Origin of the sequence: Streptomyces sp. NPDC101776, assembly GCF_044766845.1 — a bacterium.
In the GTDB taxonomy this organism is placed as follows: Bacteria; Actinomycetota; Actinomycetes; order Streptomycetales; family Streptomycetaceae; genus Streptomyces.
In genome coordinates this window covers 127,994-150,891 of sequence record NZ_JBIWMV010000002.1, presented here as the reverse complement: position 1 = coordinate 150,891, position 22,898 = coordinate 127,994, and the positions used below count along the sequence as shown (strand labels likewise).

Genomic DNA, 22,898 nt, shown 5'->3' with positions numbered 1-22,898 from the left:
CTCACAGCAGTCCTACGGCGGTGTCCACGGCTGCCGACACGTCTCCGTCCGGCGGGTAGAGCAGCGAGCGGCCGACCACCAGGCCGCGCACGGTGGGGAGTTGGAGGGCGCCGCGCCACTTCTCGTAGGCGCCGTCCTGATCGTCCCCGACCTCGCCGCCGAGCAGCACGGCGGGGAGGGTGGAGGTCTCCATGACCTCGGCCATGTCGTCCGGGTTCTCGGTGACCGGGAGCTTCAGCCAGGTGTAGGCCGAAGTGCCGCCCAGGCCCGAGGAGATGGCGATGGACTTGATGACGGCCTCGGCGGAGAGGTCGTTCCTCAGCTTGCCCTCGTCGGTGCGGCGGCTGATGAACGGCTCCACGAACAAAGGGAGTTGGCGCGCGGCCATGTCGTCGATGGCGCGGGCGGTGGACTCCAGGGTGGTGAGGGAGCCCGGGTCGTCGTAGTCGATGCGCAGGAGGAGCTTGCCCGCGTCGAAGCGGAGGCGCTCGATGTCCTGGGCGCGGTGGCCGGTGAAGCGGTCGTCGAGTTCGAAGCGCGCGCCCTGGAGCCCGCCGCGGTTCATCGAGCCCATGACGACCTTGCCGTCGAGGGCGCCGAGGAGCAGCAGGTCGTCGAGGATGTCGGCGGTCGCGAGCACGCCGTCGACGCCGGGGCGGGAGAGGGCGAGGCAGAGGCGTTCGAGCAGTTCGGCACGGTTGGCCATGGCGAACTTGTGCTCCCCGACGCCGAGCGCGCCGCGGGCCGGGTGGTCGGCGGCGACGATCATCAGCCGGCCGGCGTCGTTGAGGAGCGGACGCCGCACGCGCCGGGCGGCGGCTTCGGCGATGGCCTCGGGGTGGCGGGAGCGGGTGCGGACCAGTTCGGAGATGTCCACGCGGGGGCCGGTGACGGGGGTGCCCGTGGTGCCGGGAGCGGTCGTGGTGCCCGCGGTGACGGAAGCGGCTGTGGTGCCGGTGGGGGCAGGGGCTTGGCGGTTGCCGGTGATGCCGGTGGCTCGGCGGTCGCCGGTGGTGCCGGTTGGGTCCGCGATGCCCGTGGTGCCGGTTGCGCCCGCGACACCGGCACTGCGGGTACGACCGCCTGCCACGCCGGTCGTACCACCGGCTCCGGTCGCGCCCTCTCGGCCGCCCGTCGCGCCGGTTCCCTCGTGACCCGGAAGGTTCGTCGTGCCGTCCCCGCCGTTCTGGTCGCCGTGCGCGTGCGTCACGCCGTCCCCGCCTCCGTGTTCGCCCTCGTACTCGCCACCGTGCTCCGCACCCGCCACTCGGCCCGCCCTCACAGGACCGCTCCGGCGGCGATCGCGGCCTCGACCTCGGCGACCGTGGGCATCGCGGACGAGCACTCCAGGCGGGAGGCGACGATCGCGCCGGCCGCGTTGGCGTGCCGCATGATCTTCTCCAGGTCCCAGCCGGACAGCAGGCCGTGGCAGAGCGAGCCGCCGAAGGCGTCACCGGCGCCGAGTCCGTTGAGGACCGTCACGGGCAGCGGGGGCACCTCGGCCGACTCGCCTGCCCGGTTGACCGCGAGGACGCCCTTCGGGCCCTGCTTGACCACGGCGAGTTCGACACCGGCGTCCAGCAGCGCGCGGGCGGCGGCGTGCGGCTCGCGCACTCCGGTGGCGACCTCCACCTCGTCGAGGTTGCCGACGGCGACGGTCGTGTGGCGCAGGGCCTCCTCGTAGAAGGGGCGGGCCTCGCTCGGGTCCTTCCAGAACATCGGGCGCCAGTCGAGGTCGAAGACCGTCGTACCGGACTTGGCACGGTGGGCGAGGGCCGCGAGCGTGGCCGTACGGCTGGGCTCCTCGCTCAGGCCCGTGCCGGTGATCCAGAAAACGCGGGCCTCGTGGATCGCGTCCAGGTCCAGCTCGTGGGCGTCGATCTCCAGGTCAGGGGCCTTGGGCTGCCGGTAGAAGTACAGCGGGAAGTCGTCCGGCGGGAAGATCTCGCAGAAGGTGACCGGGGTCGGCAGTCCGGGGACCGGGGTGACCCAGCGGTCGTCGACGCCGAAGTCGCGCAGCGCCTCGTGCAGGTAGGTGCCGAAGGGGTCGTCGCCGGTGCGCGAGACCAGGGCGACCTCGCGACCCAGCCGGGCGGCGGCGACCGCGACGTTCGCCGCCGAGCCGCCGAGGAACTTCCCGAAGGTCGTCACCTGGGGCAGCGGCACGCCCGTCTGCAGCGGATAGAGGTCTACCCCCAGCCGCCCCATGGTGATCAGGTCGTACGGCATCGACTTCCCTTCGCGCCCGCGCGACCGGCACCCCTGAGGGCCGGACACGGAGCGGCTTCGTTTCGGCTCTCCACGGTTTGTAGTCCCGCGCCCCGAGCCCTGTCAATGTTTTGTCCAGACATTCGGACGAGACATGGACAGGTTGAGGGTAAGGGCTTGCCCGGTGACAGCCATGACGGGTCATTCATCCGATGCGGTCAGGGGATGCGGGGGGCAGCTGCACCCGCCCCTTCCCGTGTCAACGCGCCGCGCCTCCGCGCCCGCGTGCGCCTTTGCGTCACCTCTGTCACAAAAGCCCCCCTCGTGTCACACATATCGCGTGTACGCGGGTTTTGCGTCACACCCGGTCGACAGGCGCTTCCCGTTCCTCACTCTGTGTCGTTCACCGGGCACAGGCTTTGTGATCGCCAGCGCAGCGCACGGCTCCCCCGACGGCCGCCCCCGGCCGCCGCCGCGGCGCGCGCAGGGAGGTGCCTCATGACCGACCGACGGCTCTGGTCGTACAAGGAAATCGCGGCCCACATCCGCGTCCAGCCCGACACCGTCCGCTCCTACCGCAAGCACGGCCTGCTGCCCCCGCCCGACCACGTGGAGAGCGGCAAGCCGTTCTGGTACGCCGACACGGTCCGCGCCTGGGTCGCCTCCCGCCCCGGCAACCGGGGCCGTAGGGACGACTGACCCGAGCGGGGTCGTTACCGCGACCGGGTGCCCGTGCCGTGCCGTGCCGTGATGTGCCGTGGTGCGGTGCGGGTGCCCGGCGCCTGTTGTCGGCACGGGAAGCGCATGCCGTAGTGATACGACAATCCGCTTAGCGGTGGCGCGATCCCGCCGCCCTTCCTCCGCCCTTCGTCGCGCCCTGTATGACGTCTTTTCCCGGTGTGACGATTTTGTCGAACAGCGCTCCCGCGACCTCAAGAGGCACGCATGACCCGCTATCTGTTCGACAACGCGGCCGTCCAGGCGGCAGGGCGTTTCTCCGTCCTCGAATCCCGCTACGACGCCGCGTCCAGAACGGCGTTGGAGCGCACCGGGCTCGGGCCGGGGTGGCGGTGTCTCGAAGTCGGCGGTGGCGGTGGGTCGTTGGGGGACTGGCTGGGTGAACGGGTCGGGCCGGAGGGGGAGGTGGCGGTCACGGACATCGATCCGGCCCGCGCCGCGGCCCGGCCGCGCGCCGGCAATGTGCGGGTACTACGGCACGACATCACCCACGACCCGCTGCCCGGCGACGGTTTCGACCTGGTGCACGCCCGGCTGGTGCTGATCCATCTGCCGGAACGGCTGAGGGTGTTGGAGCTGCTGGCCGGTGCCCTGCGGCCGGGCGGCTGGCTGGTGCTGGAGGACTTCGACTGCGGCTGGACCCCCGTGCTCGCCGCGCCCGACGACAGCGCGGCCCTGCTCTTCGAGCGCCTGCACGCCTCCCTGCTGGCCCTGTTGGAGCGGGCCGGGGCCGAACCGCGTTGGGGACGGCAGGTGGTGGGCGCGATGCTGCGGGCGGGACTTGAGCAGGTCACGTCGACCACCTACGCGGAGGCCTGGCAGGGCGGCGGCGAGGGGATCGCCCTGCATCGCGTCAACACCGAGCAAGTCACCGACGGCCTGGCCGAGTTGGGGGTCGCGGCCGGTGACGTGGCCGCCTTCCTCACCCTCCTCGACGACCCGCGCTTCGTCGTCAACTCCTATCCCCTGGTCAGCACACTGGGCCGACGCCCGGGAGGGGCGACCTCATGACCACCGCCGAATACCGGGAAACCCGGCTGCACTTGAGGGAGGAACCCCTCACCCTCATGGCCCGGCTCGCCCGCAGCGGCCTGTACGACGAGTACGCGGTGTACGAGAACGGCCCCGAGTGGTCGTACGCCGGCGGCACCCTCGCGGCGTTCCGCCTCACGACGGACGCACGGGACCTGTCGGCCGTCGAGGAGTGGCTCGCCGCACTGCCGGTGACCGGATGGCGGGTCTACGGCTGGGCCGCCTTCGAGTTGGGGGCGGCCCTGGCCGGGGTGCGCACGAGTACCGCGGACGGCGAAGGGGCCCTGCTCCACCTGGTCGTACCGGCCGTCGAGGTCCGGGCCACAGGCGACCGGCTGCTCCTCCGCGCCACCGACCCCGACCACCTCGACCGGCTGCTACGGCTGGTCCGCGCGCCGGAGACCGGGACCGAGACCACGGGCGAACCCGTATCTCCCGAGCCCGCCGGGCGGGTCGACATGGCGCTGGACGACACCGGCGGCTATCGCGCTGCCGTCGCCACCGCCCTCGACGAACTGCGCGGGCCGGGTCCGTTGACGAAGGTGATCCTGTCGCGGCGGGTCACGGTGCCCGTACCGCTGGATCTGACCGCCACCTATGTCGCGGGGCGACGGGCCAACACCCCTGCCCGGTCCTTCCTGTTGAACCTCGGTGGCATCGGCGCGGCCGGCTTCAGCCCGGAGACCGTCGCCGAAGTCACCGGCGACCGGCGGGTGGTGAGCCGACCGCTGGCCGGGACCCGGGCCCGCACGGGCGCACCGGACGAGGACGCCCGGCTGCGCGCCGACCTCCTGAGCGACCCGAAGGAGATCCACGAGCACGCCATCTCCGTGAAACTGGCGCTGGAGGATCTCGCCCTCGTCTGCGACGACACGTGCACCACCGAGTACATGACGGTCGCCGAACGCGGCACCGTCCAGCACCTCGCCTCCACCGTCGTCGGCCGCCTCCGCACCGACCGCACCCCCTGGCAGGCCTTCGCCGCCCTGTTCCCCGCGGTCACCGCCACCGGCATCCCCAAGACACCGTCCTACGACGCGATCCGCGCGCTGGAGGGCCGCCCCCGGGGGCTGTACGCGGGTGCCGTCCTCACCTACGACGTCTCCGGCGCCCTCGATGCCGCGCTCGTCCTGCGCAGCGTCTTCCGGCAGGGCGACCGCTGCTGGCTCCAGGCCGGCGCGGGGATCGTCCGGGAGTCGCAGCCGGCCCGGGAACACGAGGAGACCTGCGAGAAGCTCCGCAGTGTCGCCGGGTACCTGGTGCCGGTGGCGGAGGGATAACTCCCTTCGTTCGGGGCCTGTTTGGGGTCTGCTCCGAGTCTGTTCGTTGGCTTGCTCCGGGCTTGCTCGGAGCCTGTTCTGCCGGTGGGCCGCTCTCAGCTCCACGGTTCGATGACCGTCACCCCCGCTCCCGGTGCCGTCCCCATCGCGGCGAGCGCCGCCGGTGTCTCCTCCAGGGTGATCGTCGCGGTGGCCAGGAGGTCGGGGCGGAGCACTCCCGCTCGGACCAGTTCCAGCATGGGCGGGTAGGTGTGGGCCGCCATGCCGTGGCTGCCGAGCAGTTCGAGTTCCAGGGCGATCGCCCGGGCCATGGGGACCGGGGTCGTACCGGAGGCGGAGGGCAGGAGGCCCACCTGGATGTGGCGGCCTCGGCGGCGCAGGCCGTTCACCGAGTTGGCGCAGGTCGTCGGTGAGCCCAGGGCATCCAGGGACAAGTGGGCGCCGCCGCCCGTCAGTTCGCGTACCGCCTGCGCGGTGTCCGGGGTCCGCGTGCCGTCCACGCACTCCGTCGCCCCGAACTTCCTTGCCAGCGCCAGTGCTTCGGGGGAGATGTCGACGGCGACGACACGGGCGCCGGACGCCGCCGCGATCATCACCGCCGACAGGCCGACCCCGCCGCAGCCGTGCACCGCGACCCACTCCCCCGCCGCGACCCGGCCGCGCTGCACCACCGCGCGGAACGCCGTCGCGAACCGGCAGCCCAGCGAGGCCGCCGTCGCGAAGGACATCTCGTCCGGGATCGCCACCAGGTTCACGTCCGCGTGGTCCAGGGCTACGTACTGGGCGAAGGAGCCCCAGTGGGTGAAGCCGGGCTGGGTCTGGCGCTCGCAGATCTGCTGGTCGCCGGCCGCGCAGGCTCCGCAGGTTCCGCAGGCGCACACGAACGGGACGGTGACTCGGTCTCCGGGGTGCCAGTTGGTGACGCGCTTGCCTACCGACTCGATGACACCGGCGAGTTCGTGGCCCGGGACGTGGGGCAGGGTGATGTCGGGGTCGTGGCCCTGCCAGCCGTGCCAGTCGCTTCGGCAGAGGCCGGTGGCTTCTACCCGGACGGTCACTCCGTGGGGTGCGGGGTGGGGGTCGGGGACGTCTCGTACGTCGGCGAGCTCACCGTATTGCTCGAACACCACCGCTTTCACATGGGCTCCCATCGTCGTTTTCGTCTGCGGGTACGTCGTGGCTGGTCGCGCCCCGCGGCGGAGCCGCAGATTGACACAGCCCCGCGCCCCTGGGTGGTTTCTCTCCCCCTTCGCCGAGACCGAACCGGTCATGCACTTTGCGCAACCGACCCGGCGCGGTGCTGGTGAGGGCCGTACCGATGTGGACGCCCTTGGACCAGCCGACGAGGAGGGTGGCGAGGGCGAGGCCTACGGAGAGGGAGATCAGCCACGCGCGTGCCGACCGTTTCAGCGTGTCGCCGCGGATCCGGTCGAACTCGATCTCGTACCCGGCGAGGAAGATCAGCATCGTCAGACCGAGGTTGGAGAGCGTGTCGATCACCTGCCCGTCGCCCGCCCAGCCGAGTACGTCCGGGCCGACGAGGACGCCCATGAGGATCTCGAAGATGACCAGCGGGACCGGGAGCCACCGGCCCATGCCGTAGGCCGGCAGGGGTGCCAGTACGGCGATGGCCATGATCAGGACGAGCGTCCCGGACTGCGGCATGAGGCGTATCTACCATAAAGTGCCGGTAAATCTGCCCTGTAGAAGTACGAGGGGATTTGCCGTGACCTACTCTCCGCCGCCGGGCGCGCCCCGGGCCCGTATCCCCGGGCCGCAGCAGCCGCCGCCGACGTACCCCCAGATCCGCACCGGCCTGTGGAAGCAGTGCCTGGGCGGCGGGCTGGCGCTGTGGGTGCTGACCGCGCTGGTCACGTACGCGACGAAGAACACGACCCTCCTGCCGACGCTGATCCTGCTCGGCAGCTTCCTGGTGCCGGTGACCTTCGTCCTGTGGGCGTACGAGCGGCACGGGCGCGACCTGGGCGTCAGCGTGATCCTCGGCTGCTTCCTGACCGGCGGCACGCTCGGGGTGCTGGGCGCCTCGGTGATGGAGTACTACCTGTTGCACCCCTCCTTGTGGATGTTCGTCGGCGTCGGGCTCATCGAGGAGGCCGTGAAACTCGGGGCACTGATGTTCGTACTGCGTCGACAGCCCCGGCTGCACGGCATCCGCGCGGGGCTGGTGCTGGGCGCGACGGTCGGCTTCGGTTTCGCGGCCCTGGAGAGCGCCGGGTACGCCTTCAACGCGGCCGTCTCCGCCAAGGGCATCGATCTGCGCGCCCTCCTGGAGACCGAGATCCTGCGCGGGGTCCTCGCCCCCTTCGGGCACGGCCTGTGGACGGCGATCGCGGGCGGGATCCTGCTCTCCTACCGGCAGTTGAACGGTCGCTTCCGCTTCACCGGCCCGGTCGTCGGCACGTTTCTCGGCGTCGCCCTGCTGCACGCCCTGTGGGACTCGACGCACGGCATCGCCATCTGGCTGGTCGCCCGGCTGTCGGGAACGGGCCTGGAGAAGCAGTTGTTCGCCCAGGGGTACATCCCCCGGCCGACCGACCAGCAGGAGCATCTCTTCACGATGTTCTCGGTGGGCGGAATGGTGCTCGTGGCCCTGCTCGGCATCGGCTGGGTGCGGTCGCTGGCCCGCCGTGATCCCTCTTGGAGAAATACCCCCTAGGGGTATACCCTGGGGACAGAGTGAGCCACCGTGGGCCACTTGGACCTCACACGCCTCCACGAGGAGAACGACATGACCGCCCAGACCGACACCCAGGGTTCCGTCACCGCCGTCTACAAGGTGACCGGGATGAGCTGCGGACACTGCGAGGGCTCCGTCTCCGGCGAGATCTCCGGGCTGCCCGGCGTCAGCTCGGTGAAGGCCGTCGCGTCGACCGGCGAGGTCACCGTCGTCTCCACCGCCCCGCTCACCGACGAGGCCGTCCGCGCGGCCGTCGACGAGGCGGGCTTCGAGCTCGTCGGCCAGGCCTGATCGGCTACGGCCGCACACTTCATGTTCTCCGACCGGGCCGTGCCGACCAGCTGATACTGGCTCCGCGCGGTCCGGTCCGATGTCTGGAGTCCGGACATGACCAGCACCACCGCAGCGACACCCGGCACCACCGAGACACCCATGGCCCCGGCCCCCGAAGCGGCCGAGGTCGAGCTGCTCATCGGCGGGATGACCTGCGCCTCCTGCGCGGCCCGCGTCGAGAAGAAGCTCAACCGCATGAACGGCGTCAGCGCCACCGTCAACTACGCGACGGAGAAGGCGAAAGTCAGCTACCCGGCGGGCATCCAGGTCGCCGACCTCATCGCGACCGTGGTGAAGACCGGGTACACCGCCGAGGAACCCGCACCGCCGCAGCCGGAGACACAGCCCCGTGACGACGATCCCGAACTCGCCTCCCTGCGCGAGCGGTTGACCGTCTCGGCTGTCCTCGCACTGCCCGTCGTGCTGCTGTCGATGATCCCGGCCCTGCAGTTCGACAACTGGCAGTGGCTCGCGCTCACCCTCGCCGCGCCGGTCGTCGTCTGGGGCGGACTCCCGTTCCACAAGGCCGCGTTCACCAACGCGAGGCACGGCGCGGCCACCATGGACACCCTCGTCTCGGTCGGCACGCTGGCCGCGTTCACCTGGTCGCTGTGGGCGCTGTTCTGGGGCGACGCGGGCATGGCCGGCATGCACGACGAGTTCCGCCTCACCGTCTCGCGCACGGACGGCGCCTCGACGATCTACCTCGAAGTGGCCGCCGGAGTCGTCGCGTTGATCCTGCTGGGCCGCTATCTGGAGGCCCGCTCCAAGAGGCGCGCGGGAGCTGCCCTGCGCGCACTCATGGAACTCGGCGCCAAGGACGTGGCCGTACTGCGGGACGGCCGTGAAGTACGGCTCCCGGTCGGCGAGTTGGCGGTCGGGGACCGTTTCGTCGTACGGCCCGGGGAGAAGATCGCGACGGACGGCACCGTCGTCGAGGGCGTCTCGGCGGTCGACGCGTCGATGCTGACCGGCGAGTCGGTACCGGTGGACGTGGCACCGGGTGACACGGTCACCGGCGCGACCGTGAACGCCGGCGGGCGGCTCGTCGTAGCGGCGAGCCGGGTCGGCTCGGACACCCAACTCGCGCGTATGGCGCGGCTGGTGGAGGACGCGCAGAACGGCAAGGCCGAGGTGCAGCGGCTCGCGGACCGGATCTCCGGGATCTTCGTGCCGGTGGTGCTGCTGATCGCGCTGGGCACCTTCGGAATATGGCTCGCGGTCACGGGCGATGTGGCCGCCGCCTTCACCGCGGCCGTCGCCGTGCTGATCATCGCCTGCCCCTGTGCGCTGGGCCTGGCCACCCCGACCGCCCTCATGGTCGGCACCGGCCGCGGCGCCCAACTGGGCATCCTGATCAAGGGCCCCGAGGTCCTGGAGTCCACCCGCCGCGTCGACACGGTCGTCCTCGACAAGACGGGCACGATCACCACCGGCCGCATGACCCTCCAGTCGGTCCACGTCGCCGAAGGCACCGACGAGCGGCAGTTGCTGCGGCTCTCGGGCGCCCTGGAGCACGCCTCCGAGCACCCCGTCGCACGGGCCGTGGCGGCGGGCGCGGAGGAGCGGGTGGGCCCGCTGCCGTCGGCCGAGCACTTCGAGAACGTGCCCGGCCGTGGCGTACGCGGGCGCGTGGAGGGCCGTGAGGTGGCCGTGGGGCGCCTCTTCGACGACCTTCCGGAGGAGTTGGCCCGAGCCAGGTCCGAGGCCGAGAGCGGCGGACGTACGGCCGTGGTGGTCGGCTGGGACGGAACGGCGCGCGGGGTCCTCGCGGTCGCCGACGCGGTCAAGGAGACCAGCGCCGAGGCCGTACGCGAGCTGCGGGCCCTCGGGCTCACCCCCGTGCTGCTGACCGGAGACAACCGCGCGGTCGCGGAAGCGGTGGCCGCCGCTGTGGGGATCTCCCCCGGGGACGTCATCGCCGAGGTGCTGCCCGAGGACAAGGTCGCCGTCGTACGGCGCTTGCAGGGCGAGGGCCGGACCGTCGCCATGGTCGGCGACGGCGTGAACGACGCCGCCGCGCTCGCCACCGCCGACCTGGGGCTCGCGATGGGCACCGGGACGGACGCGGCGATCGAGGCGAGCGATCTGACGCTGGTGCGCGGGGATCTGCGGGTGGCCGCGGACGCGATCCGGCTGTCCCGGCGGACACTGACCACCATCAAGGGCAATCTCGTGTGGGCTTTTGGATACAACGTGGCGGCACTGCCGCTCGCCGCCGCGGGCATGCTGAACCCCATGATCGCGGGGGCCGCGATGGCCTTTTCGTCGGTGTTCGTCGTGTCCAACAGCCTGCGACTCAGGACATTTCGCTGAAGTTCCGCAAAGTTACCGGGAGTTACGGGAACCTGAAGTAAGAGTCCCTCTAGAGACCGACGACGGCCTCACATAAGCTCTTCACAAGGCTCGCGCATCATCCTTACGCTGGGGTCCCGACCACGACATCGGGGCTCTTGCGTACCTAACGGACATATGCAAGAGACGCAGATCACAGTGATGTGAACGTAACCATCGAAGGGGTTCGAAGGTCTAAGTTGACGATGTCGGCAAGCGTCTTGGGGGGCGCGAACTGACATCTGAGGATGTCTTGGGGGACTTCCTCAGAGATGCGTTGCCGGGACACGTACACCGGGGAGCTTTGAGCGGCCCTCCCGTCGTGCGATGTCCCGGCAGATCGCACACATCACTGGCTCCACCCGGTAGTACGAGGAGTTTTGCTCGTTCTACTCAACGAGGCTCAGCTCGATCGAGCCCCGGCAGTACGCAGTACAGCGATTCAGGCGCTGGTTCTCAAAGACGCCCGGCCGGATCCCGTGGGGGGAATCCGCACCGGGACATGGGAAGGCGCCCTGTACGCCGGCCCGTGGGGGGACCGTCGGCAGGGCGCCTTCTTCCCACCCCTTTTTTTGAAGCTCGGTTCGCCTCCGGGGCGCCAAAGTCGGTGTCGAGAGCGCGATCGTGCTCGACCCTGCGGGTCTCCGCGCTCTCGACACCGACGCGCCCCTTCGGCTCACTCGCCGACTTGAGGCGAGGGGGTCGAAAGGGCGCCGTATTGCCGTGATCCGGAATTGTTGCTGCGCTGATGCGCCCCATCCCTCAGGGACGCCGGGCACTGCCGCTTTCAGGGGCGCGGGGAATTGCGCGACCAGCCCCCACCGGGCCCGCAGACAAAATCCGGCGGACCCAGCGGAGCGATCAGCGACCCTCGACCGGAACGAAGTCCCGCTCGACGACACCGGTGTAGATCTGACGCGGACGGCCGATACGCGAACCGGGCTCCTTGATCATCTCGTGCCACTGAGCGATCCACCCCGGAAGACGGCCAAGGGCGAACAGCACCGTGAACATCTCGGTCGGGAAGCCCATGGCCCGGTAGATCAGACCGGTGTAGAAGTCGACGTTCGGGTAGAGGTTGCGCGAGACGAAGTAGTCGTCCGACAGCGCGTGCTCCTCCAGCTTCAGCGCGATGTCCAGCAGCTCGTCGGACTTGCCGAGAGCCGAGAGGACGTCGTGCGCCGCCGCCTTGATGATCTTCGCGCGCGGGTCGAAGGACTTGTACACCCGGTGGCCGAAGCCCATCAGGCGGACGCCGTCCTCCTTGTTCTTCACCTTGCGGATGAAGGAGTCGACATCGCCGCCGTTGGCCTGGATGCCTTCCAGCATCTCCAGGACGGACTGGTTGGCGCCGCCGTGCAGCGGGCCCCACAGCGCGTTGATGCCGGCCGAGATCGAGGCGAACATGTTGGCCTGCGAGGAGCCGACGAGGCGGACCGTGGAGGTCGAACAGTTCTGCTCGTGGTCAGCGTGCAGGATGAGCAGCTTGTCGAGCGCGGAGACGACGACCGGGTCGAGGTCGTACTCCTGCGCCGGGACCGAGAAGGTCATCCGCAGGAAGTTCTCGACGTAGCCGAGGTCGTTGCGCGGGTAGACGAACGGGTGGCCGATCGACTTCTTGTACGCGTACGCCGCGATCGTCGGAAGCTTCGCGAGCAGCCGGATCGTGGAGAGGTTGCGCTGCTTCTCGTCGAACGGGTTGTGGCTGTCCTGGTAGAAGGTGGACAGCGCCGAGACGACCGACGACAGCATCGCCATCGGGTGGGCGTCGCGCGGGAAGCCCTTGTAGAAGTTCTTGACGTCCTCGTGCAGCAGGGTGTGCTGCGTGATGTCGTTCTTGAACACGGTGAGCTCGTCGACGGTCGGCAGCTCGCCGTTGATCAGCAGGTAGGCGACCTCCACGAAGGTGGAGCGCTCGGCCAGCTGCTCGATCGGGTAGCCGCGGTACCGCAGGATGCCCTGCTCACCGTCGAGGTAGGTGATGGCGGATTTATAGGCGGCGGTGTTCCCATAACCGCTGTCCAGCGTCACCAGACCGGTCTGAGCACGGAGCTTCCCGATGTCGAAGCCCTTGTCGCCGACGGTGCTGTCGATCACCGGGTAGGTGTACTCGCCGTCGCCGACCCGCAGTACTACAGAGTTGTCGCTCACGTCATCCCTCACCGACGTTGTGCCTCTTCTTCGAGGTTGCCCTGACTGTCTCTACCATCCCCCATTTGGCGCAGGAGAGTGCACTCGGGGTCGACCATTGGGCCTATTGGCGGCACTGAGTGCCGCCAACCTGTTCATCCTGCCCCCTCCACCCCGCTATCAGGAAGTGCTGTGTGACCTTCACGACTCATTTGATCGATCATTTTTTACGGTCAGTCGGAAGTCCAGTGCGGTGCAGCGCCGCCCCGCGGACACCGTGCGCACCGCCTGTCCGATCGCCTTGCGCGATCCGACCAGCACGACCAGCTGTTTGGCCCGGGTCACGGCCGTATACAAAAGGTTCCGCTGGAGCATCATCCACGCGCTCGTGGTGACCGGGATCACGACGGCCGGATACTCGCTGCCCTGCGAACGGTGGATGGTGACCGCATACGCGTGCGCCAACTCGTCCAGTTCATCGAATTCGTACGGCACTTCCTCGTCCTCGTCCGTCAGCACGGTGAGGCGCTGGTCCACCGGGTCGAGTGAGGTGACGACGCCGACCGTGCCGTTGAAGACGCCGTTCTCGCCCTTCTCGTAGTTGTTGCGGATCTGGGTGACCTTGTCGCCGACCCGGAAGACCCGCCCGCCGAACCGCTTCTCCGGGACATCCGGCCGCCCGGGCGTGATCGCCTGCTGGAGCAGTCCGTTGAGGTTGCCCGCGCCGGCCGGCCCCCGGTGCATGGGCGCGAGCACCTGCACGTCCCGGCGCGGGTCGAGCCCGAACTTGGCCGGAATCCGGCGCGCCACCACGTCCACGGTGAGCCGGCCGACCTCCTCCGTGTCGTCCTCGACGAAGAGGAAGAAGTCCTTCATGCCGTCGGTGACCGGATGCTGCCCGGAGTTGATCCGGTGCGCGTTGGTGATCACGCCGGACTGCTGGGCCTGACGGAACACACGCGTGAGGCGCACGGCGGGGATCGGACCGCCGTCGGCCAGCATGTCCCGCAGCACCTCGCCGGCGCCGACGCTGGGGAGCTGGTCCACGTCACCGACGAAGAGGAGATGGGCTCCCGGAGGCACAGCCTTCACCAGCTTGTTGGCGAGGAGAAGATCGAGCATGGAGGCTTCATCCACCACGACCAGATCGGCGTCCAGGGGCCGGTCCCTGTCGTAGGCGGCATCGCCCCCGGGCTTCAGCTCCAGCAGCCGGTGGACAGTCGAGGCGTCGGCACCGGTGAGTTCGGCAAGTCGCTTGGCGGCACGGCCGGTTGGGGCGGCGAGGACGACCTTGGCCTTCTTCGCGCGGGCCAGTTCGACGATCGAGCGCACGGTGAACGACTTCCCACAGCCCGGCCCACCGGTGAGAACGGCGACCTTCTTGGTCAACGCGAGCCGGACGGCGGCCTCTTGCTCGGGTGCGAGCTCCACGCCCGTCTTCCCCTTCAGCCAGCCCAGCGCCTTGTCCCAGGCCACGTCGTGGAAGCCGGGCATACGGTCCGCGGTCGTGTGCAGGAGGCGGCGGAGCTGGGCGGCGAGGGAGAGTTCGGCACGGTGGAAGGGGACCAGGTAGACGGCGGTGACGGGTTCCGAGTCGCCGTCGGGCCCGGGGACCTTTTCGCGTACGACGCCTGGGTCGCCCGACTCCTCGTCCGGCAGGGCGAGTTCGGCGAGGCACTCGATGACGAGACCGGTATCGACCTGGAGCAACTTCACCGCGTCGGCGATGAGCCGCTCCTCGGGGAGATAGCAGTTGCCCTGGTCGGTGGCCTGGGAGAGGGCGTACTGCAGGCCCGCCTTGACGCGCTCCGGACTGTCATGAGGAATCCCGACGGACTGGGCGATCTTGTCGGCGGTGAGGAAGCCGATGCCCCAGACGTCGGAGGCGAGGCGGTAAGGCTGGTTCTTGACGACGGAGATGGAGGCGTCGCCGTACTTCTTGTAAATGCGCACGGCGATGGACGTGGACACCTCGACGGTCTGGAGGAAGAGCATGACCTCCTTGATCGCCTTCTGCTCCTCCCAGGCCTCGGCGATCTTCTTGGTCCGCTTGGGCCCGAGCCCCGGAACCTCGATCAGCCGCTTGGGCTCCTCCTCGATGATCTGGAGCGTGTCCATGCCGAAGTGCTGGGTGATGCGGTCGGCGAAGACGGGTCCGATGCCCTTGACGAGACCTGAGCCGAGGTAGCGGCGGATGCCCTGGATGGTGGCGGGCAGCAGTGTTGTGTAGTTCTCCACGGTGAACTGCTTGCCGTACTGGGGGTGGGACCCCCAACGCCCCTCCATACGGAGGGATTCGCCGGCCTGGGCACCGAGCAGCGCGCCTACGACTGTGAGGAGATCGCCGCCGCCCCTGCCTGTGTCTACTCGGGCGACTGTGTAGCCGTTGTCCTCGTTGGCGTAGGTGATCCGCTCCAGGACACCTTCGAGGACGGCGAGGTGCTGCCGCTCGCCTGTGGGGTTCCCTGGGGGTGTCGCCTGGTTGGACATGGGTCGACGGTATCGGGCGGGTGTGACAGCGCTCAGGAGAGTCGGCGGAGGGGGTGCTGCTGCTTGAGGGCTTCGACGAAGGTGGTGAAGGTGGGGGCGGTGACTGTGACGGTGGCTCGGGGCGGGGCCTTGGAGTCGCGGATGGCTATGTGAGTGCGGGAGCTTGCGATCTCCACGCAGTTGTTCCTGTCGTCCGGGCCCGAGTAGGACGACTTCCGCCAGGTTCCCACCGGAGTTGCCGCATGCCCGAAAACCCACCCGCACCCTGGGAGTACTGCCTCTACGTCCCGAACGACCCGCGTGCCGTCACCGTCAGCCGCCGCACTCTCCGCCTGATCCTCACCGTGCGCGGCCTGATCCGCCTGGCGGACACCGCCGAGCTGCTTGCGACGGGGTTGGTCGCCAACGCCGTACGGCATACGGAGGGCCCCGCCGCCCTGAGGGTGGGCTGGACGGCCGGAGTACTGCGGCTCGGAGTCTGGGACGCCGATCCCCAACCGCCGGAGCCGCCACGGCCGTTGGAGGAACTCGGCGACTCGGAAGACGGGCGCGGTCTCGCACCGGTCCGAGCCTGCGCCGACCAGTGGGGGTGGCAGCCCCTGTCCCGGAACGGCAGGCGGGGGAAGCTCGTATGGTGCGAGCTTGCTGCCGCTTGAGGTGATGTCCCGCCAGAACTACCGCGCGGGGCAAGTCAGTTCGGGTCACGCATGGTTCGGGGAGCACGTCACCAGTGCCAGACACTCAGGGCGTTCGAGGTAGAACCCGAGCAACGCATCGGCTCCCCGAGTCGAGTTCGAGTACGCGACACCCCTCCACGGAACCCGGAACCGCCTCATTCGGCCCATGATCGACGTACTGGCCCAGTTCAGCCACGTCCTCTCACCCCTGGCATTCACGGTTCGGCGTGACCTGCACCCCGACCGCGCACCTGCCCCAAGGACCAACCAATGACATGCGGTGATCCCTCCCGGCGCAAGGGCCCAACTCCAACGCACGGGGACACGACGAGCGGGCCGCCGGCCTCAGTCACCTGACCCGAGAGTCCGCAAGGAGAACAACCCGATCAGCATCGACGTCGAACCCGAGCACTGGATGGCCGTACTCGCCCTCCGGGTCCATCAGCACCGGTCTGCCCAACCGCCGCCCGATCTCCCGGAGGAAGTCGCACAGCACATCAAGTCGGTCCTGGCCCTGCAACTCCCGTAGATCAACGTCGAAGTCGACTTCGTCATCGGCGTGGAAACGGAAGATCGCCAACACATCGGCGGTCGGCCAGACCCGCAGTTCCGGGCACTCGGCATCCGCCGGACGGGACAGGACGGCCTCCGCCCGAGGCACTGAAAGCACCGTCTCCCCCTCGGAGTACTGGTGCTCCCAGCCCTTATCGGCGACAAGATCGAGCACCGCCTGCCAGTCCTCCACCGAGGCATTCGGGACCCGCACGTCCGGCAGCGACCCCATCAGGTCCAGGTCGAAGAAGCACTTCACGTCATCCCACAGCAGGTCGGCCACCCCGCCATGCTGCCCGGACCGCCAACCCGAAGCACCTCCGTTTCCTTTGACCAAAGACATGGGGCTCCCACATCACAATCCGGTCACACCCCCTTGTTAACTCGCATGTAATCGATTCCAATCCTCCATGTAATCGATTCCACGAGGAGGTGGACCGTCGATGGCGAGCATCAAGGACGTCGCCGCCGAGGCCGGGGTCTCCGTGGCCACGGTGTCGCGGGTGCTGAATGATCATCCGTCGGTCAGTGCTGACGCACGGGCACGCGTGCTGGCCGCCGTCGACGCGCTGGGGTACCGCCCGAACGCCGTCGCCCGGTCGCTGCGCACCGACCAGACCCGCACCCTCGGCCTGGTCATCAGCGACGTGCTGAACCCCTACTTCACCGAGCTGGCCCGTTCCGTGGAGGAGGAGGCCCGCGCTCTCGGCTACAGCGTCATCATCGGCAACGCCGACGAGCGGCCGGAGCTCCAGGACCACCACGTGCGGACGCTGCTGGACCGTCGTATCGACGGACTGCTCGTCTCCCCCACCGACGGCGGCTCCCCCGGCATGCTGGACGCCGCGCGTGCCGGGACCCCGATGGTGTTCGTGGACCGGTGGATCCCGGGCCTGGACGTGCCCGTCGTGCGGGCCGACGGACGCGCCGCCATCCGGGATCTCGTCGCGCATCTGCACAGGCTCGGGCATCGCAGGCTCGCCATCATCGCCGGCCCCGCCGCCACGACCACCGGCAGTGAGCGCGTCGCCGCCTTCCGGGACGCGCTCGGCGAGTACGGCATCCCCCTCCCCGACGCCTACATCGGGCAGGGCGACTTCCAGGCCGAGAGCGGGCGGCGGGTGACGGAAGGCTTCCTCGATCTGGCCGAGCCGCCCGAGGTCGTCTTCGCCACCGACAACCTGATGGCACTCGGCGCCCTGGACGCCGTACGCGCGCGTGGGCTGCGGGTTCCCGAGGATCTCGCGCTGGCCGCGTTCGACGACATCCGGTGGTTCGTGCACACCGATCCGCCGATCACCGCGATCGCCCAGCCGACCCCCGAGTTGGGGCGGGCCGCCGTCCGCGCGCTGGTCGATCAGATCGAGGGGCGGGCGCCTGAGTCCGTCACCCTCCCCGCCCGCCTGGTCGTGCGCCGCTCGTGCGGTGAGCCGGGTCCCGAGCAAACCCCTGTTCAGATCACCCCTGTTCAGACCGCCCCTGTTCAACCTGTTCGAAGGAGCAAGTCGTGAGCAACGACGACGAGTTGCTGCGCATCGAGGGCATCCGCAAGACCTTTCCCGGTGTCGTCGCGCTGGACGGCGTCGACTTCGATCTGCGCCGAGGCGAGGTCCATGTGCTGCTCGGTGAGAACGGTGCCGGCAAGAGCACCCTCATCAAGATGCTCTCCGGTGCCTACCGTCCCGACGGCGGGCGCATCCTGGCCGGTGGCGAGGAGGTGCGCATCCACAGTGCGCAGGACTCCGCGCGGCTCGGGATCGCCACCATCTACCAGGAGTTCAACCTCGTTCCCGATCTGACGGTCGCCGAGAATATTTTTCTCGGACGGCAGCCGCGTCGGCTCGGGATGATCGACCGGAAGCGGATGGAGGCCGACGCCGCCGTTCTGCTGGAGCGCGTGGGTGTGAACGTGTCGCCGCGTGCGCGCGTGCGTGAACTCGGTATCGCTCGGCTCCAGATGGTCGAGATCGCGAAGGCGCTGAGTCTCGACGCGCGCGTTCTGATCATGGACGAACCTACCGCCGTGCTGACCTCCGAGGAGGTCGAGAAGCTGTTCTCCATCGTGCGGCAACTGCGCGCCGACGGGGTCGGGATCGTCTTCATCACCCATCATCTTGAGGAAATCGCCGCCCTCGGTGATCGCGTCACCGTCATCCGGGACGGGAAGTCCGTCGGGCAGGTGCCCGCCTCCACCCCCGAGGACGAGCTCGTACGGCTCATGGTCGGGCGGTCCATCGAGCAGCAGTATCCGCGTCAACGGGCCGACACCGGCGCCGCGTTGCTCTCCGTCGAGGGGCTCACCCGGGACGGGGTCTTCCGCGACATCAGCTTCGAGGTGCGGGCCGGTGAGGTCGTCGGGATCGCCGGGCTCGTCGGGGCGGGTCGTACGGAAGTCGTACGGGCTGTCTTCGGGGCCGACCCGTACGACCAGGGGACCGTGAAGGTCGGCGGCTCCGCACTGCGCTCGCACGACGTCAACGCGGCCATGACCGCCGGGATCGGGCTCGTGCCGGAGGACCGCAAGGGGCAGGGGCTCGTTCTCGACCAGTCCGTGGAGGAGAACCTCGGGCTCGTCACCATGCGGGCCGCGACCCACGGCGGGCTCGTCGACCTCAAGGGGCAGCGGGTCGCCGCCGCGCGGATCGCCGAGCAACTGGGCGTGCGGATGGCGGGACTCGGTCAGCAGGTGCGGACGTTGTCCGGTGGCAACCAGCAGAAGGTCGTCATCGGCAAGTGGCTGCTCGCCGACACCAAGGTGCTGATCCTCGACGAGCCGACGCGCGGGATCGACGTCGGCGCCAAGGTCGAGATCTATCAGCTGATCAATGAGCTGACAGCCGCCGGTGCCGCCGTGCTCATGATCTCCAGTGATCTGCCCGAGGTTCTCGGCATGAGTGACCGGGTGCTCGTCATGGCCCAGGGGCGCATCGCCGGCGAACTCTCCGCCGAACAGGCCACCCAGGACTCCGTGATGGCACTCGCCGTCAGCACACCCGACACACCCGGCACATCAACCCAAGCAACTACCGCTCCAGCTACCGCCGCTGAAGCAACTACCGCTGTGGAGGACCACCGTGGCCACTGACACGCTCAAGAGCACTCCGGGCGCGAGTGGCGCCTCGGGAATCCGCCGACTGCTCCTGGACAACGGCGCGTTGACCGCGCTCATCGTCCTCGTCATCGCCATGTCGGCGCTCTCCGGCGACTTCCTCACCACCGACAACCTCCTCAACGTCGGTGTCCAGGCGGCCGTCACCGCCATCCTCGCCTTCGGTGTCACCTTCGTGATCGTCTCGGCGGGCATCGACCTGTCGGTCGGTTCGGTGGCCGCGCTCTCCGCGACCGTGCTCGCCTGGAGCGCCACGCAGCACGGCGTCCCGGTCTTCCTCGCCGTGATCCTCGCGATCGCCACGGGAATCGCGGCCGGTCTCGTCAACGGTTTCCTCATCGCCTACGGCAAACTCCCGCCGTTCATCGCGACGTTGGCGATGCTGTCGGTGGCGCGCGGGCTGTCGCTGGTGATCTCGCAGGGCTCCCCGATCGCCTTCCCCGACTCGGTCTCGCACCTCGGTGACACGCTCGGCGGCTGGCTGCCCGTACCGGTCCTGGTGATGATCGCGATGGGGCTCATCGCCGCCTTCATCCTCGGGCGGACGTACATCGGCCGGTCCATGTACGCGATCGGCGGCAACGAAGAGGCCGCGCGGCTCTCGGGGTTGCGGGTCTCCAAGCAGAAGCTCGCGATCTACGCCCTGTCCGGCGTGTTCGCCGCCGCCGCGGGCATCGTCCTCGCCTCCCGGCTCTCCTCGGCGCAGCCGCAGGCCGCCGACGGTTATGAGCTGGACGCGATCGCCGCTGTCGTCATCGGCGGTGCCTCCCTCGCGGGCGGTACCGGCAAGGCGTCCGGCACGCTCATCGGCGCGCTGATCCTCGCGGTGCTGCGCAACGGCCTCAACCTCCTTTCCGTGTCGGCGTTCTGGCAGCAGGTCGTCATCGGTGTCGTCATCGCGCTGGCCGTCCTGCTGGACACCGTGCGCCGCAAGGCGGGCGCAACTCCGGTCGCCGGTGCGGGCGTTGGCGGTGGCGGCAAGGGCAAGCAGGCGACCACGTACGCGCTCGCGGCCGTCGTCACCATCGCGATCGTCGGCGCGACCTCCTTCCTGCACAACGACTCCTCCACGACGTCCAAGCCCAAGCTCGGTCTCTCCCTCTCCACGCTCAACAACCCGTTCTTCGTGCAGATCCGGGCCGGTGCGCAGGCCGAGGCCAAGAAGCTGGGCCTGGACCTGACCGTCACCGACGCGCAGAACGACGCCTCCCAGCAGGCCAACCAGCTCCAGAACTTCACCAGTTCGAACTACGGCGCGATCATCGTCAACCCGGTGGACTCGGACGCGGCGAGCAACTCCGTGAAGGCCGCCGACAAGGCGAAGATCCCGGTGATCGCGGTCGACCGCGGCGTCAACAAGGCGGCCGTGGACACCCTCGTCGCCTCCGACAACATCGCCGGTGGTGAACTCGCCGCGAAGACCGTCGCGGAGAAGCTGGGCGGCACCGGCAAGATCGTCATCCTCCAGGGCCAGGCGGGCACTTCGGCGGCGCGCGAGCGGGCCGAGGGCTTCACCAAGGGGCTGAAGGCCTACCCCGGCATCCAGGTCCTCGCCCAGCAGCCCGCCGACTTCGACCGCACCAAGGGCCTCGACGTGATGTCGAACCTGCTCCAGGCGCACCCCGACGTCCAGGGCGTCATCGCCGCCAACGACGAGATGGCCCTCGGCGCCATCAAGGCGCTCGGATCCAAGGCGGGCAAGTCCGTCTCGGTCGTAGGCTTCGACGGCACGCCCGACGGGCTGACGGCGGTGAAGCAGGGCACGCTGTACGCGTCCGTGGCACAGCAGCCGAGCCAGTTGGGCAAAATCGCCGTGGACAACGCGCTGCGCGCGGCTCAGGGCAAGAAGGTGGAGACGACGGTGAAGGTGCCCGTGAAGGTGGTCACCAAGGAGAACGTGGCCGGTTTCACCGGCTGACGGCGGTCACGTCACCATCGGTCAAGTCACCATTGTGGGGAGTGAATTGATGTACGACTACGACCTCCTGGTCGTCGGATCGGCCAACGCCGACCTCGTGATCGACGTCGAGCGGCGGCCGGCCGCCGGCGAGACGGTCCTCGGTTCCGACCTGGCCGTGCACCCCGGCGGCAAGGGCGCCAACCAGGCGGTCGCCGCCGCCCGGCTGGGCGCCCGTACGGTGCTGCTGGCCCGGGTCGGCGACGACGCGCACGGGCGGCTGCTGCTCGACTCGCAGCGGGCCGCCGGGGTCGACACGGTGGGCGTGCTGGTCGGCGGTGCGCCGACCGGGGTCGCGCTGATCACGGTGGACCCGTCCGGCGACAACAGCATCGTCGTGTCGCCGGGGGCCAACGGGAAGCTGTTCCCCGTCGACATCCAGGCCGCCGCCTGCCTCTTCCACGCCTCCCGCGTGGTCTCCGTACAGCTGGAGATCCCGCTGGAGACGGTCGTGGAGGTCGTACGGAGTCTGGCGCCCGACAGCCGGTTCGTGCTGAACCCCTCGCCGCCCCGGCCGCTCCCGTCCGAAGTCCTGGCCGCCTGCGACCCGTTGATCGTCAACGAGCACGAGGCGAGGGTGATCCTCGGGGACGCGTGTGTGAGCGAACGGCCCGAGGACTGGGCGCGGATCCTGCTGGCGAAGGGACCGCGTTCGGTGGTCGTGACGCTGGGCGCGGAGGGTGCGTTGGTGGCCTCGCGGGAGGGGGTCACCCGGGTGCCGTCCGTGAAGGTGGACGCCGTGGACACGACGGGCGCGGGCGACGCCTTCACCGCCGCGCTGGCCTGGAAACTGGGCACGGGTTCGTCCCTGGCGGAGGCGGCGACGTACGCCGCGCGAGTCGGGGCCGTGGCCGTCACCAGGAAGGGCGCCCAGGAGTCCTTCCCCACGGCGGACGAGGTCGCCGCGCTGTGAAGAAGGCAGGGATTCTCAACCGTCATCTCTCCGGCGCCCTGGCCGAGTTGGGGCACGGGGACGGGGTGCTGGTGTGCGACGCCGGAATGCCGATCCCGGCGGGTCCCCGAGTGGTGGACCTGGCGTTCCGGGCCGGGGTGCCGTCGTTCGCGGAGGTGCTCGACGGGCTGCTGGCCGAGCTGGTGGTGGAGGGCGCGACGGCGGCGCGCGAAGTGCGCGGTGCCAATCGAGCGGCCACGGCGCTCCTGGACGCGCGCTTCCCCGACCTGGACCTCGTCTCCCACGAGCGGCTCAAGGAACTGTCGGCGGGTGCGCGGCTGATCGTACGAACGGGCGAGGCGCGGCCGTACGCGAATGTGCTGCTGCGGTGCGGGGTGTTCTTCTAGAAATGTGACAGTTCGAGCGAATGTGTAACGCTTTCAAATTCGAGAGGGCCCGGTCCGTCGA

19 protein-coding genes and 1 pseudogene are annotated in these 22,898 nt (G+C 69.5%); 12 read left to right on the top strand and 8 right to left on the bottom strand.

The annotated features are described in order from the left end of the window. Nucleotide 1 precedes the first annotated feature (1 nt). Nucleotides 2–877, bottom strand: coding sequence for a deoxyribose-phosphate aldolase (locus ACIRRY_RS06450; RefSeq protein ID WP_403970813.1), 876 nt, complete (start codon nucleotides 875–877; stop codon nucleotides 2–4). A 401-nt stretch (nucleotides 878–1,278) separates the two neighbouring features. After that, complete coding sequence (gene iolC / locus ACIRRY_RS06445) at nucleotides 1,279–2,229, bottom strand: 5-dehydro-2-deoxygluconokinase (RefSeq protein WP_403968614.1); 951 nt, start codon at nucleotides 2,227–2,229, stop codon at nucleotides 1,279–1,281. A gap of 477 nt (nucleotides 2,230–2,706) precedes the next feature. On the opposite strand from iolC, the gene ACIRRY_RS06440 reads away from it, so the two are divergent. From ACIRRY_RS06440 to ACIRRY_RS06430, 3 genes are all read left to right on the top strand, one after another. Then, on the top strand, nucleotides 2,707–2,907 hold the full coding sequence (locus ACIRRY_RS06440) for an AlpA family transcriptional regulator (protein ID WP_200691293.1): 201 nt from the start codon (nucleotides 2,707–2,709) through the stop codon (nucleotides 2,905–2,907). 246 nt (nucleotides 2,908–3,153) lie between these two features. Next, entirely contained in the window at nucleotides 3,154–3,957 is an 804-nt protein-coding gene (locus tag ACIRRY_RS06435) for a class I SAM-dependent methyltransferase (RefSeq protein WP_403968611.1), read from the top strand. Next, a complete protein-coding gene (locus ACIRRY_RS06430; RefSeq protein ID WP_403968609.1) occupies nucleotides 3,954–5,258 on the top strand; it encodes a salicylate synthase in 1,305 nt (434 codons plus the stop codon). The genes ACIRRY_RS06435 and ACIRRY_RS06430 overlap by 4 nt, the downstream gene beginning before the upstream one ends. Before the next feature lie 95 nt (nucleotides 5,259–5,353). On the opposite strand, the gene ACIRRY_RS06425 is transcribed toward ACIRRY_RS06430, so the two are convergent. Both ACIRRY_RS06425 and ACIRRY_RS06420 read right to left on the bottom strand, forming a co-directional pair. Further along, entirely contained in the window at nucleotides 5,354–6,397 is a 1,044-nt protein-coding gene (locus tag ACIRRY_RS06425; protein ID WP_403970810.1) for a zinc-dependent alcohol dehydrogenase family protein, read from the bottom strand. Nucleotides 6,398–6,515: 118 nt separating this feature from the next. Then, a pseudogene (locus ACIRRY_RS06420) lies at nucleotides 6,516–6,923 on the bottom strand (cation:proton antiporter); the annotation flags it as partial. 61 nt (nucleotides 6,924–6,984) lie between these two features. On the opposite strand from ACIRRY_RS06420, the gene ACIRRY_RS06415 reads away from it, so the two are divergent. The 3 genes from ACIRRY_RS06415 to ACIRRY_RS06405 all read left to right on the top strand — a co-directional run bounded on the left by ACIRRY_RS06415 (nucleotide 6,985) and on the right by ACIRRY_RS06405 (nucleotide 10,605). Then, on the top strand, nucleotides 6,985–7,935 hold the full coding sequence (locus ACIRRY_RS06415; RefSeq protein ID WP_403968607.1) for a PrsW family intramembrane metalloprotease: 951 nt from the start codon (nucleotides 6,985–6,987) through the stop codon (nucleotides 7,933–7,935). 72 nt (nucleotides 7,936–8,007) lie between these two features. Next, nucleotides 8,008–8,247 (top strand): heavy-metal-associated domain-containing protein, encoded by a 240-nt coding sequence (locus ACIRRY_RS06410; RefSeq protein ID WP_403970807.1) that lies wholly within the window; start codon nucleotides 8,008–8,010, stop codon nucleotides 8,245–8,247. A 96-nt stretch (nucleotides 8,248–8,343) separates the two neighbouring features. Next, nucleotides 8,344–10,605, top strand: coding sequence for a heavy metal translocating P-type ATPase (locus ACIRRY_RS06405; RefSeq protein ID WP_403968605.1), 2,262 nt, complete (start codon nucleotides 8,344–8,346; stop codon nucleotides 10,603–10,605). Nucleotides 10,606–11,484: 879 nt separating this feature from the next. On the opposite strand, the gene ACIRRY_RS06400 is transcribed toward ACIRRY_RS06405, so the two are convergent. The 3 genes from ACIRRY_RS06400 to ACIRRY_RS06390 form a co-directional block, all read right to left on the bottom strand. Further along, a complete protein-coding gene (locus ACIRRY_RS06400; RefSeq protein WP_403968603.1) occupies nucleotides 11,485–12,774 on the bottom strand; it encodes a citrate synthase in 1,290 nt (429 codons plus the stop codon). 180 nt (nucleotides 12,775–12,954) lie between these two features. After that, on the bottom strand, nucleotides 12,955–15,243 hold the full coding sequence (locus ACIRRY_RS06395; protein WP_403968601.1) for an ATP-dependent RecD-like DNA helicase: 2,289 nt from the start codon (nucleotides 15,241–15,243) through the stop codon (nucleotides 12,955–12,957). A gap of 32 nt (nucleotides 15,244–15,275) precedes the next feature. Beyond that, on the bottom strand, nucleotides 15,276–15,419 hold the full coding sequence (locus ACIRRY_RS06390) for a DUF397 domain-containing protein (RefSeq protein WP_403968599.1): 144 nt from the start codon (nucleotides 15,417–15,419) through the stop codon (nucleotides 15,276–15,278). Nucleotides 15,420–15,485: 66 nt separating this feature from the next. On the opposite strand from ACIRRY_RS06390, the gene ACIRRY_RS06385 reads away from it, so the two are divergent. After that, on the top strand, nucleotides 15,486–15,899 hold the full coding sequence (locus ACIRRY_RS06385) for an ATP-binding protein (RefSeq protein ID WP_403968597.1): 414 nt from the start codon (nucleotides 15,486–15,488) through the stop codon (nucleotides 15,897–15,899). Nucleotides 15,900–16,269: 370 nt separating this feature from the next. Here ACIRRY_RS06385 and ACIRRY_RS06380 read toward each other — a convergent pair whose 3' ends face one another. Further along, a complete protein-coding gene (locus ACIRRY_RS06380) occupies nucleotides 16,270–16,755 on the bottom strand; it encodes a hypothetical protein (protein ID WP_403968595.1) in 486 nt (161 codons plus the stop codon). A gap of 160 nt (nucleotides 16,756–16,915) precedes the next feature. Here ACIRRY_RS06380 and ACIRRY_RS06375 point away from each other — a divergent pair, with 160 nt between their 5' ends. From ACIRRY_RS06375 to rbsD, 5 genes are read left to right on the top strand one after another with little or no spacing between them, the layout of a single operon-like run. Continuing rightward, nucleotides 16,916–17,983 (top strand): LacI family DNA-binding transcriptional regulator, encoded by a 1,068-nt coding sequence (locus tag ACIRRY_RS06375; RefSeq protein WP_403968593.1) that lies wholly within the window; start codon nucleotides 16,916–16,918, stop codon nucleotides 17,981–17,983. Next, nucleotides 17,980–19,557, top strand: coding sequence for a sugar ABC transporter ATP-binding protein (locus tag ACIRRY_RS06370; protein ID WP_403968591.1), 1,578 nt, complete (start codon nucleotides 17,980–17,982; stop codon nucleotides 19,555–19,557). Before ACIRRY_RS06375 ends, ACIRRY_RS06370 begins: the two co-directional genes overlap by 4 nt. Then, complete coding sequence (locus ACIRRY_RS06365) at nucleotides 19,547–21,499, top strand: substrate-binding domain-containing protein (protein ID WP_403968589.1); 1,953 nt, start codon at nucleotides 19,547–19,549, stop codon at nucleotides 21,497–21,499. Before ACIRRY_RS06370 ends, ACIRRY_RS06365 begins: the two co-directional genes overlap by 11 nt. A 49-nt stretch (nucleotides 21,500–21,548) precedes the next feature. Next, on the top strand, nucleotides 21,549–22,451 hold the full coding sequence (locus ACIRRY_RS06360) for a ribokinase (protein WP_403968587.1): 903 nt from the start codon (nucleotides 21,549–21,551) through the stop codon (nucleotides 22,449–22,451). Next, a complete protein-coding gene (gene rbsD, locus ACIRRY_RS06355) occupies nucleotides 22,448–22,837 on the top strand; it encodes a D-ribose pyranase (protein ID WP_403968585.1) in 390 nt (129 codons plus the stop codon). Before ACIRRY_RS06360 ends, rbsD begins: the two co-directional genes overlap by 4 nt. Nucleotides 22,838–22,898: the final 61 nt, after the last annotated feature.